Raw genomic sequence first — 12,836 nt, 5'->3', positions numbered from 1 at the left:
GACGCGATCTCGGCGTCAAAAGCCTAGGTCACGACGGCACGCGGCGCGGAAAGGCGCGGCCGCAATGATGCGCCACCGTGACGATGGCGATACCGCCTTGCCTCGGATCGACGATGCTGGCATTATCCGAAACCGATAGTTTCGAAACTAAAGGTTTCGTAATCCGAAGCACGGGAGGACCCGACATGAAACTCACTGCACAGCTCGCGGGGTTGCTGGCCGCCACCGCCGGCGTCGCGCATCTCGTCCTCGCCGCGCCGCAGGCGGCGGCCGCCACACTCGCGCCCGGGATCACCTGCGACGGATTCGCCTGCCGCAACGACACCGACGACACCTACCGGGTGCGATCACAGGTGCTCTGCGATGCGGCGGGTGTCTCGGCGGTGCCCCGGCAGACGGTCATGGTCGACACCCACGTTCCGCCTCGGGACACCGCGCGGATCAGCGTGGCGTGCCCGGTGGTGTCCACGCCGCCCACCCCGCCCGAGGTCCGGCCGGGCCCACTGGTCGGCACCATGGCGACCGGGGTGGTCCACCTGTCGGCCGAGGTCGACAACGGTCCGCGACCGGACAGCGGTTCCGGTGGAGCGTGAGCCCTGGTCCGCGCGACCGCCGCTGAGGTTGCCATCGACGTGCGCCCCGATGATTCCGCGAATGCGTCTAGGCTCGGCGAACGGCGATTGGCCCGGCGTGGTGTGGGTACGCGCCGGGTGGAGCTCATCGCACGGGAGTCCACCGGTCAGCGACGACGAAGGGAGGCGGCGTGCGGAACGGCAACCAGGACGGCGCGCCGCGATCGCGGGCCGTCGGCTTCACAGTTCCGGCCGAACTGGACCAGTTGACCATGGCGCACGCCCTCGCCGAGACGATCCTGCTCATCGAGGGATTCGCCCTCGACGAGGTCACCGACCTGCTGCTGGCCCTGGACGAGGTGGTCACCGCGCTGGTGCTGGCCGCCGTCCCGGGTTCGCACCTCGAGTGCGTGTTCACCGGACGCGACGGTGTGCTCGGCGCACGTGCCTCCACCCTCGCGCGGGCACCCGCGGCGATCGACGAGAACGCCTTCGGCTGGCACGTGGCGGCGACCCTGACCGACGCGCTGGCTACGGAGTACAGCGAGTACGACCCGGCACGCGACGGCTACCCGACGACCATCGAATTCGGCTGGATTCGCCGAGCTCACCGGCCCGCGCTGCCCGAGTAGCCCGCCGCCGAGGCATAGCCACCGTGATGCTGGGTACCCCATTGTCATCCAACTCCGCCCGGAAGCGAGGCACGTGGCGATGACAGTGGAAACGATGACGGCAGGCGAGACGGGTGCCCGGCGATCCCGGTCCAGCGGCGACAGCTACGACAACATCGAGCCCTGGTTCGAGAAGCTGGGGGCGCTCCCGTCCGACGACGAACACCACGAGGCCCTGCGGGCCGAGGTGATCCGGCGGTGCCTACCGCTGGCCGACCACATCGCCCGCAAGTTCACCGGCCGTGGCGAGGCGTTCGACGATCTGGAGCAGACGGCCCGGGTCGGGCTCGTGCTCGCCGTCGACCGGTTCGACGTCACCCGGGGCTTCACCTTCCTGTCCTTCGCGATCCCCACCATCATGGGTGAGGTCCGCAGGCACTTCCGCGATCGCACCTGGGCCGTGCACGTCCCGCGCAGGCTCAAGGAGCTCCAGCTGCGGATCGGTCCGGCCACCGAGGAACTGTCCCAGCGCTTGGGCCGGATGCCGAACGCGCCCGAGCTGGCCGCGGAACTCGAGGTCGAGCTGGACGAGGTGACCAGGGCGCTCGTGGCGAGCAACGGCTACCAGACCAACTCGATCGACGGGATCACCGACGACGATCGCGACAACCCGGCGCCGCCGATCGCCGACACCCTCGGCGCCGACGAACCCTGCTACGAGCTGACCGAGAACGCCATCGCGGTGGCGCCCCTGATCGCCGCACTGCCCGCGGAGAGCAAGCGGGTGCTGGTGATGCGGTTCTACGAGAACCTGACGCAGAGCCAGATCGCGGAACGCCTCGGGGTGTCCCAGATGCAGGTCTCGCGCATCCTGGCCAAGACGCTGGGCGACCTGCGCGAACAGGCGCTGGGCTGATATCCCATAGCCACCGCGCGGTGCGAGCGAGGCCGCTCACATCCCGGTAGCGCCTGGTCGTCCGACCACGATCTGCACGGTGACGGATGTGGACTCGGGAAGGACATCACGGTGGCTGGACGGCATCGAGCAGTGAGCAAGCGCGGCAAGGCCTTGCGCGGACTTCCCGTGGCGGTCGCGCTGCCCGCGGCGATCGCCTTCGGCATCGGGCCGGGCGCCGCCCAGGCCGCGCCGGTGGAGACCGTCTCCTACACCCCTGACCTGCCGGATTTCGCGGCCACGCAGGCCGAGGAGGTCGCCTTCGAGACGGCGGCGACGGACCTCGAACACCGTGCCGCGCAGCCGATCTCCTTCGTCGACGACGAGCCGTACCTCGGTGCCGACACGGAATCGGTTGTCCCGCAGCCGAGCACGGACGCCCGGCCGATCGCGACGGCGGCCCCGATCGCCAGCCCGATCGAGAACGCCACGTTCCTCGGATCGACGGCCGGGCAGGTGATCGGCGGTCTGGCCGGTGCCGGGCTCGGCGCGGCGGGCGGCGCGGCGCTGGCCACCCCGCTGGCGGTCCCCACCGCGGGCCTCGGCATCCCGGTCGGCGCGGTCGCCGGTGGCATCGTCGGTGGCGTGGTCGGTACGTATGCCGGTTACTACGCCGGTGCCTACCTCGGCACCCTGGTCGCCCAGCAGGCACCGCAGATCATCCCCAACGTGCTGCCCTGACCGGTGTGCGGTGGCGGGCCGGGGTGGCCCGCCACCGGACGGCTACACCGGTTGCCGGACCTGGACGGGCGGGTTGTCGGCGTAGAGCTCGGCGATCTCGGCCGTGTACTTCTCGGCGATCACCTTCCGCTTCAGCTTCATGGTCAGCGTCACCTCGTCCCCACCGGCCTCCCAGAAAACCGGCAGAATCCGGAAACGCTTCACCTGCTCGACCCGCGACAACTTCGCGTTACCCGCCGCCACACCCGCCGCGATCTCCTTGACCACCTCGGGATTCACCGCCAACGCCGCAGCCGAGGCATCGGACAGATTGTGCTGGGCCGCATACGGTTCCGCGCTCTCGGCATCGAGGACGATCAACGCGGTGTTGTAGGCCCGACCATCACCGATCGTGGCCATCGCACCGATCAGCGGGGTCGCCGCCTTGATCGCGTGCTCGATCGTCGTCGGTGACATGTTCTTGCCGGAGGCGTTGATGATCAGTTCCTTCTTGCGGTCGACCACCCGCAGGTAGCCGTCGTCGTCGACGGTCACCACATCACCGGTACTCAGCCAGCCCTCGGCGTCGACGGCCTCGGCCGTCTTCTCCGGCTCGCCGCGATAGCCCTTCATCACCAGCGGGCCCTTGACGAGCAGTTCCCCGTCCTCGGTGATCCGCGCTTCCATGCCGGCCAGCAGTCGCCCGACCGTCCCGAGCCGGGTCTCGCCCGGCGCGCTGACACTGCAGATGCACGACAGCTCCGACATGCCCCAGATCTCCGAGATCGGCACCCCGAGCCCGGCGAAGAAGCCGAGGGTCTGCGGCGGAATCGGCGCGGCGCCCGAGAGCGCGAAACGCAGCCGGTCGAAACCCAGCTTCGCCCGCAACTTCGACAGCACCAGCTCGTCGGCCTTGGCCCACTCGGCGGCCACCTCGTCGGGAACCGGCTGTCCGGCCAGCTGATACCCACTGCGCTTGACACCCACCGACAGCGCCCACTGCATGCCCTGCTTGCGCGTCTCGTCGGGCTCGTTGGCGACGACGAATTCGATAGCGGCCTTGAGTTTTTCCCACACCCGCGGCACCGCGCCCCAGATGGTCGGGCGCAGATCCGCCAGCGCGGCCGCGATCAGCTTCGGGTCCGACACCGCGGTGACCTGGGTGCCGAACACCTCCTGCAGATACAGCGCGGTCAACCGGTCGGCGATGTGCGCGCTCGGCATGAACGAGGTGATCGAATCACCGAACTCGAACCCGAGCACGTCGCCGAGGCCGTAGGCCTGGAACATCAGGTTCGCGTGCGTGGTCTCCACGCCCTTCGGGTTGCCGGTGGTGCCCGAGGTGTAGATCAGGGTCGTCACGTCGCCCGGCTCGACCGCTCGCCAGGACGCGTCGAAGTCGAAATCCGGTGCACCGCCGGCGATCAGCTCGGCCACCGGCACCGTGCCCTCGACCGCGTCGTCGAGACAGACGATGTGGTCCAGCGGCACCCCGCTGTCACGCAGTCGCGACACGTACTGCGGCTCGCAGATCACCACGCGCGCGCCCGCGTTGCCGAGGACATGTGCCAGCTGCTCGGCGGAGAGCGTGTTGTAGACCGAGAACGACGTCGCGCCCACATGCTGGGCGCCGACCTCGAGCGGATAGAACTCGACGCGATTGCCCATCATCAACGCGACGGTGTCACCGCGCCGCACACCCAGCCCGGCCAGACCCGCCGCCGCGGCGCGCACACCGTCGGCGTACTCGCGCCAGGTCATGGTCCGCGCGTCACCAGGGGTACGCAACGCGACGGCGTCGGGATCGATGGCCGCGTTGTACTGGAATGCGGCACAGAGGGTTTCGAAACGTGGTGTCGACATAGTTGTGTGTGGTTCTTCCGTGTATCAGACCGCGGTCGCGGCCGGTGATTCGAGCAAGGAGGTGACGAAGCGACCCGCGGCGCCGAAGGCGAAACGGGCCTCGGGAGCCAATGCGGGCATGACCTGGAAGACGTGCATCTGGTCCGGCCATACCTGGAGTTCGCACGCCCCGCCGACCTGCCGGAGGCGATCGGCCAGTTCGATCGCGTCGGCGGCGAAATACTCGGCCCCACCGGTCTGGATCAGCGTGGGTGGCAGCGTCATGCCCCGTTCCGGCCGCAGTTCGAGGCGATCGCTGGTGAAGTGCGCGACCGCCTTGACCGACAGCGCGTAGGAGATCACCCCGTCGCGGTTCCGGTCGCCGGTGTGGGCGATCCGCAGACCGAGGTCGGCCATCGGCGAGAACAGCACGAGTCCAGCGGGTCCGGGGATCCGCAGGCGGGCGTTGGCGAGGGCTAGATCGGCGGCGAGGAATCCCCCGGCCGAATCGCCGGCGACCACGATCCGGTCCGGCGCGAACCCACGGCGCAGCAGCCACCGGTACGCCCGCGCCACGTCGAGCTGGGCGCACGGGCTCGGGTGTTCCGGCGCCAGCCGGTAGTCGGCGACGAACACCGGGGTGCGGGTCGTCGTCGACAGGCGCGACGCCACCCCGCGATACGCGGCGACCGAGCCGGCGACGAAGCCACCGCCGTGCACGTACAGGATCACCGCGTCGAGGCGATCGGCCTTGAGCCCGGTGACGAACTCACCGCGGACCGCGCCGTCGTCGACCCGGTGCGCCGATGTACCCGGCAGGCTCGGCCCCACCACCCGCATCGCCGCCTCGATCACGAATCTGGCCACCGGCAGGGTCGCGGTGTTGACCGGGAGCGCGGCGGCCAATGGCTTGACCGTGTGTTCGGCCACCAGCCGGGTTGCCCTGGTACGCAACGAGCCCCGGTCCGGCGCGGTCATCGGCCGCTCCGCCGCTCGACCCGGTCGAGCAGGTCCTTGACCTTGCCGCTGCCCGCGAGCTGCGCGTCGAGCACCACGTTGACCAGGCCGCGCAGCAGCGCGTAGGGCTCCCACCCGCTGGGGGCGATGGTGCGGGCGGCGCGGCGCGCGATGCCGTCGGCGATCACGGTCGCCGCGTGCGCCGCGCTGATCCGGACGTTCAGCGGCCACGGCAGCAACTCGTCGAGTTCCCGGCCGAGGTCGTCCTGGTCGAGCATCGCGTGGGTCATCTCGGTGTCGACGACGCCGAAGTAGGCGATGCCCGCGCTGGCGCCCGCCGCGGCGAGTTCCACCCGCAACGCGCGCCCGAACTGCTCGACCGCGGCCTTGCTCATCATGTACGGCGACCCGGCCATGCCCGGCGCGAACGACGCGCACGACGAGACGACGACCACGTGCCCCTCGGCGGCGACGATGTGGTCGAGGGCGGGATGCACGGTGTTGAAGCAGCCTTCGAGATTGATCGCCATCACCCGGTCGAAATCCGCCGGGTCCATCGTGCGGACCGTGGCGGGCTTCGGGGTGACCCCGGCATTGGCGACGACCACATCGAGGCGGCCGAAGTAGTCCACCGCGAGCTGTGTCGCGTCGGCCATCGCCCCGCGATCACGCACATCGGCAACGATCGCCAGTGCCCGGGAACCGAGACGCTGCGCGGCAGTCTTGACGGCGATCTCATCGATATCGACGAGCGCGACGAACGCCCCACGGTCGATGAGGATTTCGGCCAGCGCGAGCCCGATGCCCTGTCCCGCGCCGGTGATCAGGACGACCTTGTCGCGGACATCGAAGGACCGGCGACCGAGCAGGTTCGACGGGGTGAGCGCGGTGATATCCATCAGGCACTCACCTCGTAGGACGAGGCGTCGAACACGCTGGTGCGCTTGCGGTATTCGAAACTCCAGCTCGGGTATAGCCCGGCATTCTGGCCGTCCGCTGTCGTGTAGTAGCTGTCACAGCCGCCGGTGAGCCACACCGTCGACGCGCTGCGCCGGTGCATCTCCTCGACGAAGCGGTCCTGGACGTCCTGGCGGACCTCCACCCGATGCGCGCCCTTGTCGTGCAGCGTCTTCAGCGCGTCGACGATGTAGGCGACCTGGGATTCGATCATGAACACCGCCGACTGGTTGCCCACCGCGCCGAACGGGCCCAGCGTCAGGAACAGGTTGGGGAATCCGGCGATGGCGGTGCCCAGATAGGTCCGGCGCTGCTTGCGCATGACGTCGCCGACCGACATCCCGTCACCATCCATGACCCGGTCGAAGAACGCGGGCGCCGGATCGAAGCCGGTGCCGTAGATGATGGTGTCGACCGGGATCTCGACCCCGGCGCGGGTGACGACGGAATGCGGCCGCACCTCGGCGATGCCGTCGGTCACCACCTCGACGTTGTCCTGGTCGAGCGAGGGCAGGTAGGCGTCGGAGAAGATCGCTCGCTTGCAGCCGATCATGTAGTCCGGCGTCAGCTTCGCGCGCAGCTCCGGATCGCGCACCTGACGGCGCAGCTGCCAGCGGCCCAGCAGCTCGTACGGGTGCCGGAAGCGGTTGTCGACGAAGCCGACCAGGCCGAATCCTTCGATCGCCGCGTACCAGGCGCTGCGAATCGCCTTCCGCGCCAACGGCACCCGACGCAGGACGAAGCGCTCCAGATCCGGGATCGAGCGGTCCATCCGCGGGATGATCCACGGCGCCGAGCGCTGGAACACGGTCAGCGCCGCCACCTTCGGCTGGATCTCGGGCACGAACTGGACCGCCGAGGCGCCGGTGCCGATCACCGCGACCCGCTCGCCGGTGAGGTCGTGGTCGTGGTCCCAGTGCAGGGAGTGGAAGGTCTTGCCCGCGAAGGTGTCCAGGCCGGGCAGCGTCGGGTACTTGGCGTCGGCGAAGATACCGGTGGACGAGATCAGGTAGTCCGCAGTGAGCGCACCCTGGGAGGTTTCGAGGTGCCACAGCGAGCGATCCTCGTCCCAGCGGGCCTCGAGCAGTTCGGTGTTCAGCCTGATCCGCGGGACGACATCGAATCTCGTCGCCACGTCGCGCAGATAGGCGAGAATCTCCGACTGCTTGCCGTAGGTCCGTGACCAGTCGGGATTGGGCGCGAAGGAATAGCTGTAGAGCTGGGACGGCACATCGCAGGCGCAGCCCGGGTAGGTGTTGGCCTGCCAGGTTCCGCCCAGATCCGCGGCGCGTTCGAGGATCGTCAGATCGTCGAACCCGGCCTCGCGCAGTTTGATCGCGAGCGCGATGCCGCCGAATCCGGCACCGATCACGACGATGTGACGGTGTTCGGTTGCTGCCATGATTACCGATTCCTTCCGTGCAGCACGGTGACCAGGCGATCGACGAGGGCGTCGGTGGTCTCGCTGCGGGTGAACGTGGTCAGCGCGGGCGGCATCGCGAAGCGCTGACGGGTGGTCGCCTTGGCGTAGGTGAACTCCTTGAGTCCGTCCTCGCCGTGCACGCGGCCGAAGCCGGAGTCACCGACGCCGCCCAGCGGCAGGCGCGCGATGGTGGCATGGGCGACATAGGCGTTGATGGAGGTGCCGCCCGCGCGGATCCGGTCGGCGATCCGCTTGCCGTTGCGCCGGGAGAAGACGGTGCTGCCCAGCCCGTAGGACCCGGCGTTGACCCGCTCGATCGCCTCGTCCATATCCCGCACCCGGGTGACGATGAGGGTCGGGCCGAAGGTCTCCTCGGTGACGGCGAGCGCGTCCTCGGGAACACCGACCAGGATGGTGGGTTGCACGAACTGACCGTCGATCGCGTGGGCGCCCCCCAGCAGGGCCCGCGCGCCGCGCGCCAGCGCGTCCTCGATGTGGTGACGGATGATCTCGATCTGCTTGGGCATGGTGATCGGGCCGATCTTCGCCGCGCCGGTGCCCGCCCGCAGATCCGTTGCGCGGTCGAGGAGTTCGGCGAGGAAGTCGTCGTAGACGTCGGTGTGCACGTACACCCGCTCCACCCCGAGACAGGTCTGGCCCGCGTTCGACATGCCGCCCCACACCGCGGCGTCGGCGGCCGCGGCCAGGTCGGCGTCGGCGTCGACCACGAGCGCGTCCTTGCCGCCGAGCTCCATCAGCACCGGCGTGAGTGTCTCCGCGCACGCGGCCATGACCCGCTTGCCGGTGGCGGTCGACCCGGTGAAGCCGATCTTGCCGACCCCGGCCCGGCACAGGGCGGCGCCGGTGTCGCCGAGGCCCGTGATCACCTGGAACACCGGCTGTTCCGGGACCACCGCCGCGAACCGCTCGGCCAGCCACTGCCCGACACCCGGGGTGTACTCGCTCGGCTTGAACACCACCGCGTTGCCCGCGGCGAGGGCGAACGACACCGATCCCAGCGGCGTGAACACCGGATAGTTCCACGGCCCGATCACGCCGACCACCCCGAACGGGCGGTACTCGAGCGTGCATTCCTGATTCAACGCGAGCAGCCCCGGGCGGACACCGCGCGGGCCGAGCACCCGGCGCGCGTTGCCCGCCGCCCAGGCGAGATGTTCGAGCGCCATGGCGATCTCGAGCCGCGCGTCCGAGCGCGGCTTGCCCATCTCGGTGTGGATGAGCTCGGCGAGTTCGGCTCGCCCCCGGGTGATCTCGGACCGCCAGGCATCCAGTCGCCGGGCCCGCTCACGGAAGCCGATCCGCGACCACCAGTCCGCGGCCCGGCGCGCGTCGGCGACCGTGGCCGCGACGTCGGCCGCGGTGTGCACCGGATACGTGCCGACGACCGCACCGGTCGCCGGCGAGACGACGTCGAAGGTCGAGTCCTCCCGCGCGGGAACAGAATTCAAGGATTCCGCGGAAGAGAGTGTTGTTCGCCCCATGGACGACCCTTTCTCGTTCGTGCCCTGCTCAGAGATCGAGGACCAGGGATTCGCCTGCCGCGCGGGACACGCAGGTCAGCATGTGGTCGCCGCGCTCGGCGTCGAGGAGTTTGCGGTCGCGGTGGTCGACCTCGCCGGCCATGACCGCGACCTTGCAGGTGCCGCAGAAGCCCTGCCTGCACGAGTACACGGCGTCCGGCTGGACCCGGGTGATGGCGGACAGGGCGGTCTCGTCCGCGCCGACCCGGACTGTGGTCCCCGATCGGGCCAGCGTGAGCTCGAATTCCCGGCCGTCGACCACCGGCGCCGCGGAGAACCGCTCGGTGTGCAGCGAACCCGTCGGGTTGACGGTGAAGGCGTGGCGGTGCGCGGCGTCGAGGACCGGCGGCGGGCCGCAGACATAGATCGCCGCGCCGGGCGCGGCCCGGCCGAGCAGTTCGCCGACGTCCGGGGTGCCGAACTCGTCGTCGGGCCGGATGTCGATCCGGCGACCGCCGATCACGGCCAGTTCGTCGAGGAACGGCATGGTCGCCCGCGAGCGCCCCAGGTAGATCAGCCGCCAGTGCGCCCCCGCGCGGGCCGCCGCCCGGACCATCGGCAGGATCGGCGTGATCCCGATCCCGGCCGCGACGAACAGGTACGACGGCGCGTCGATGAAGTCGAACGCGTTGCGCGGGCCGCGGATTCGCAGCGCGTCGCCCACCGCCAGCCGGTCGTGCACCTCGATCGATCCGCCCTCGCCGTCGGCGATGCGGCGCACCGCGATCCGGTAGCGGCGCCGATCCGCGGGGTCACCGCACAGCGAGTACTGGCGTTGCTTGCCGGAGGGCAGCACGATGTCGAGGTGCGAGCCCGGCCGCCACGGGGGCAGCGGCGCGCCGGTCGGCGAGGTCAGGGTGAGACAGGTGACGTCGACCGCCACCGGCTCGATTCCGGCGACGGTCACCGGAATCTCGAAGCCGGTGTGCCGCACCGGGTTCGGTCGCGAGATGAGCGATGCCGCGCGCCCGGAGACGAACAGCTGCCGATAGCCGTCGGCGACGGCGCCGATCGCGCGCAGGGCGGCGGGCGGGGTGTACCGCTCGGTCATCGCCGTCACTGCTCGGCCGCCCGCGCCGCGGGCGAATGCGCGAGATAGCGCAGCGCGCGATCCATCGGACCCAGCTGGGACGGATGGAAGCCCGGCCGCAGGTAGCGCGGAATCTCGGTGAGGAACAGACCGAAATTCGGCATGATGCCTCGGGTGGTCGCCCGCACCAGCTGCACCGGCCAGAACGGGCCCTTCTTCGGCGACGGGTCCTTGGCGTAGAGGTAGGCCGAGGACAGGATGAAGGTCGCGAGCAGCGCCGTGCTCGCCGCCACCGCGGTGCGCGCCTTGCGCGCGTAGCCGCCGTCGACGTACATGTAGGCGTCGTAGACCACGCTGCGGTGCTCGACTTCCTCGGCGCCGTGCCAGCGGATCAGATCGAGCATGGTCGGGTCCATGCCGAGGTCTTCGAACTTGTCGTTCTCCAGCAGCCATTCGCCGATGACGGCGGTGTAGTGCTCCATCCCGGCGAACAGCGCGAGCCGCTCCTTGAGCCATTCCTCCTTCGCCCGGCCGGTCAGGCCGTGGTCGCCGAGGATGCGATCGACGAACCAGGCGAAGGTCTTGACCATCGAGTCGACGTCGAGGCCGATGGACTGGAGGTGGTCGCGCGCGCCGGCGTGGCTGCTGGCGTGCATCGTCTCCTGGCCGACGAAGCCCTGCACCTCCTCGCGTAACCGCTGGTCGTCGATGTAGGGCAGGGCCTCGGCGAGCGCCTGGGCCATCGCCCGTTCGCCTTCCGGCAGCACCAGGTGCATGACATTGATGACATGGGTCGCGAAGACCTCGCCCGGGATGTAGTGCATCGGCACATCACCGAAGTCGAAGTGCACGTCTCGCGCGTGGATCGCGTGCGCTTCCTCGCGGTGATGACGCCTCGTTGCGTCAGCGGAGTGAGCCATGCCTCAACCGTACGATGCAACACAAATGATTGCAATGTTGCAGCAACAAATTGTGTGGATATGTTGCACCGAGCCCGGAGTTGCTACCGTGGTCCCCATGACCGCGGCGTCCCCCACCTCGACGAACACCCCCGAAACCGACGATTCCGCGGCGGCGCGCATCCTCGACGCGGCGCTGGTCCAGTTCGAGCAGGTGGGCGTCAAGAAGACGACGATCGAGGACATCGCCCGCCAGGCCGGCGTGGACAGGGCGACGGTGTACCGCCGGGTCGGCTCCCGCGACGACGTGGTCACCGCGGTGTTCGCGCGGGAGGTCGCGCGAGTGCTGGCCGACCTGCGCAGCCTGCCGGGCAAGCACGACGACCTCGACGACCTCGTCGCCGACATCCTCGTCACGGTCGTGGGCCGGTGGCGCGATCACCCGCTCGTGCAGCGGCTGCTGGTCCTCGAGCCGGACCGGGTGATGCCGCACCTCACCACCGACAGCGCGTCGACCTTCACCATGTCGATCCTGACCACCGAATCCATGCTGCGGGAAGCGATCTCGGCCGGGCTCCTGCCCGAGACACCGGACCTGCTGGCCCGCGCCGAGGTGCTGTGCCGGGTGGTGCACTCGATGATCCTGGCGCCGAGCGGCCTGCTCCCCTTGCGGACCGACAAAGAACTCGACACCTTCGCCCGCACCTATCTCGTTCCGATCATCACCCGCTGACCGTGCGCGACCAGGTCCACCACGGACAGGTCGCGCGAGACGCGTTCCGTCAGCGCAACGGCGCGACGGGTATCAGCGCACGCAGCACATCGGTGAGACTGGCCGCCGGGATGCGCGGGTCCATCGCCCGCTGCGCACCGATGCCGTAGGCCAGGCCGACGAAGGCCAGCGCCGCCAGCTCCGGGTCGAGGCGCCCGGCCAGCGCGGGCGAACTCCGCCACGCGGTGGCGATGGCCTGCCGCATCCGCGCCTGCCGGTGCGCGATCGCGGCGCGCAACGCCTCCTCGTTGGGATCGGCGGCCAGCACCTCGAGTTCGAGTCGCACCCAGGCCAGATTGCCGAGGACATCGGCCAGCTCGACCTCGGCGGAGTCGAGTAGCGCGGGCAGATTCCCGGCGTCCAGCTCGCCGAAGTTCGCGATGACCCGATCCACCGTGCCGATGTAGAGCTCGTCGAGCACGGCGGTGCCGAGCGCGGCCTTGTTGGCGAAATTGGAGTAGACCGCGCCCACCGTGTAGCCCGCCCTGGCGGCGACGGAGACGAGCGATGTCGCGCGAAATCCCTGCTCGAGGAACATCGCGGTCGCCGCCTCGATGATCAGCTTGCGCGTCTGCTGCTTGGACTCGACCCGGTTGACGCGTTGCATGCGGTCAGTC

General features: G+C 69.7%; 13 protein-coding genes. 5 read left to right on the top strand and 8 right to left on the bottom strand.

Annotated elements, in window-relative coordinates:
- Positions 1 to 185: 185 nt before the first annotated feature.
- The 4 genes from AB0L91_RS28680 to AB0L91_RS28665 all read left to right on the top strand — a co-directional run bounded on the left by AB0L91_RS28680 (position 186) and on the right by AB0L91_RS28665 (position 2,819).
- Positions 186 to 593, top strand: coding sequence for a hypothetical protein (locus AB0L91_RS28680; protein WP_365015437.1), 408 nt, complete (start codon positions 186 to 188; stop codon positions 591 to 593).
- 170 nt (positions 594 to 763) lie between these two features.
- The gene (locus AB0L91_RS28675; RefSeq protein WP_365015435.1) at positions 764 to 1,204 is read left to right on the top strand and encodes an anti-sigma factor; all 441 of its coding nucleotides are present in this window, start codon (positions 764 to 766) and stop codon (positions 1,202 to 1,204) included.
- A gap of 94 nt (positions 1,205 to 1,298) precedes the next feature.
- A complete protein-coding gene (locus tag AB0L91_RS28670) occupies positions 1,299 to 2,099 on the top strand; it encodes a SigB/SigF/SigG family RNA polymerase sigma factor (RefSeq protein WP_365015433.1) in 801 nt (266 codons plus the stop codon).
- 111 nt (positions 2,100 to 2,210) lie between these two features.
- The gene (locus AB0L91_RS28665) at positions 2,211 to 2,819 is read left to right on the top strand and encodes a hypothetical protein (protein ID WP_365015431.1); all 609 of its coding nucleotides are present in this window, start codon (positions 2,211 to 2,213) and stop codon (positions 2,817 to 2,819) included.
- Between the two features lie 42 nt (positions 2,820 to 2,861).
- Here AB0L91_RS28665 and fadD11 read toward each other — a convergent pair whose 3' ends face one another.
- From fadD11 to AB0L91_RS28630, 7 genes are all read right to left on the bottom strand, one after another.
- Complete coding sequence (gene fadD11, locus AB0L91_RS28660; protein ID WP_365015429.1) at positions 2,862 to 4,661, bottom strand: fatty acid--CoA ligase FadD11; 1,800 nt, start codon at positions 4,659 to 4,661, stop codon at positions 2,862 to 2,864.
- A gap of 24 nt (positions 4,662 to 4,685) precedes the next feature.
- On the bottom strand, positions 4,686 to 5,618 hold the full coding sequence (locus tag AB0L91_RS28655; protein ID WP_365015428.1) for an alpha/beta hydrolase: 933 nt from the start codon (positions 5,616 to 5,618) through the stop codon (positions 4,686 to 4,688).
- Entirely contained in the window at positions 5,615 to 6,496 is an 882-nt protein-coding gene (locus tag AB0L91_RS28650; RefSeq protein ID WP_365015427.1) for a short-chain dehydrogenase/reductase, read from the bottom strand. Before AB0L91_RS28650 ends, AB0L91_RS28655 begins: the two co-directional genes overlap by 4 nt.
- Positions 6,496 to 7,956 carry an NAD(P)/FAD-dependent oxidoreductase gene (locus AB0L91_RS28645; RefSeq protein WP_365015426.1) on the bottom strand — a complete coding sequence of 487 codons (1,461 nt, stop codon included), beginning with the start codon at positions 7,954 to 7,956 and terminating at the stop codon, positions 6,496 to 6,498. The genes AB0L91_RS28650 and AB0L91_RS28645 overlap by 1 nt, the downstream gene beginning before the upstream one ends.
- A gap of 2 nt (positions 7,957 to 7,958) precedes the next feature.
- A complete protein-coding gene (locus AB0L91_RS28640; RefSeq protein ID WP_365015425.1) occupies positions 7,959 to 9,446 on the bottom strand; it encodes an aldehyde dehydrogenase family protein in 1,488 nt (495 codons plus the stop codon).
- Between the two features lie 61 nt (positions 9,447 to 9,507).
- Entirely contained in the window at positions 9,508 to 10,569 is a 1,062-nt protein-coding gene (locus AB0L91_RS28635) for a PDR/VanB family oxidoreductase (RefSeq protein ID WP_365015423.1), read from the bottom strand.
- A gap of 5 nt (positions 10,570 to 10,574) precedes the next feature.
- The gene (locus AB0L91_RS28630) at positions 10,575 to 11,468 is read right to left on the bottom strand and encodes a metal-dependent hydrolase (protein ID WP_365015422.1); all 894 of its coding nucleotides are present in this window, start codon (positions 11,466 to 11,468) and stop codon (positions 10,575 to 10,577) included.
- 97 nt (positions 11,469 to 11,565) lie between these two features.
- Here AB0L91_RS28630 and AB0L91_RS28625 point away from each other — a divergent pair, with 97 nt between their 5' ends.
- Entirely contained in the window at positions 11,566 to 12,180 is a 615-nt protein-coding gene (locus tag AB0L91_RS28625) for a helix-turn-helix domain-containing protein (RefSeq protein ID WP_365015420.1), read from the top strand.
- Positions 12,181 to 12,229: 49 nt separating this feature from the next.
- Here AB0L91_RS28625 and AB0L91_RS28620 read toward each other — a convergent pair whose 3' ends face one another.
- Positions 12,230 to 12,826 (bottom strand): TetR/AcrR family transcriptional regulator, encoded by a 597-nt coding sequence (locus AB0L91_RS28620; protein WP_365015418.1) that lies wholly within the window; start codon positions 12,824 to 12,826, stop codon positions 12,230 to 12,232.
- Positions 12,827 to 12,836: the final 10 nt, after the last annotated feature.

It is taken from the genome of Nocardia sp. NPDC051833, assembly GCF_040681225.1.
Taxonomy (GTDB): Bacteria; Actinomycetota; Actinomycetes; order Mycobacteriales; family Mycobacteriaceae; genus Nocardia.
Note: the sequence above shows the minus strand (reverse complement) of the source record. Positions and strands in the feature narration are given on the sequence as shown.

Bases quoted from the DNA above. Each gene is read 5' to 3' on its own strand.
- AB0L91_RS28680 (WP_365015437.1), top strand. From the start codon at position 186: ATGAAACTCACTGCACAGCTCGCGGGGTTGCTGGCCGCCACCGCCGGC.
- AB0L91_RS28670 (WP_365015433.1), top strand. From the start codon at position 1,299: ATGACGGCAGGCGAGACGGGTGCCCGGCGATCCCGGTCCAGCGGCGAC.
- fadD11 (WP_365015429.1), bottom strand. From the start codon at position 4,661: ATGTCGACACCACGTTTCGAAACCCTCTGTGCCGCATTCCAGTACAAC.
- AB0L91_RS28655 (WP_365015428.1), bottom strand. From the start codon at position 5,618: ATGACCGCGCCGGACCGGGGCTCGTTGCGTACCAGGGCAACCCGGCTG.
- AB0L91_RS28650 (WP_365015427.1), bottom strand. From the start codon at position 6,496: ATGGATATCACCGCGCTCACCCCGTCGAACCTGCTCGGTCGCCGGTCC.
- AB0L91_RS28645 (WP_365015426.1), bottom strand. From the start codon at position 7,956: ATGGCAGCAACCGAACACCGTCACATCGTCGTGATCGGTGCCGGATTC.
- AB0L91_RS28635 (WP_365015423.1), bottom strand. From the start codon at position 10,569: ATGACCGAGCGGTACACCCCGCCCGCCGCCCTGCGCGCGATCGGCGCC.
- AB0L91_RS28630 (WP_365015422.1), bottom strand. From the start codon at position 11,468: ATGGCTCACTCCGCTGACGCAACGAGGCGTCATCACCGCGAGGAAGCG.
- AB0L91_RS28625 (WP_365015420.1), top strand. From the start codon at position 11,566: ATGACCGCGGCGTCCCCCACCTCGACGAACACCCCCGAAACCGACGAT.
- AB0L91_RS28620 (WP_365015418.1), bottom strand. From the start codon at position 12,826: ATGCAACGCGTCAACCGGGTCGAGTCCAAGCAGCAGACGCGCAAGCTG.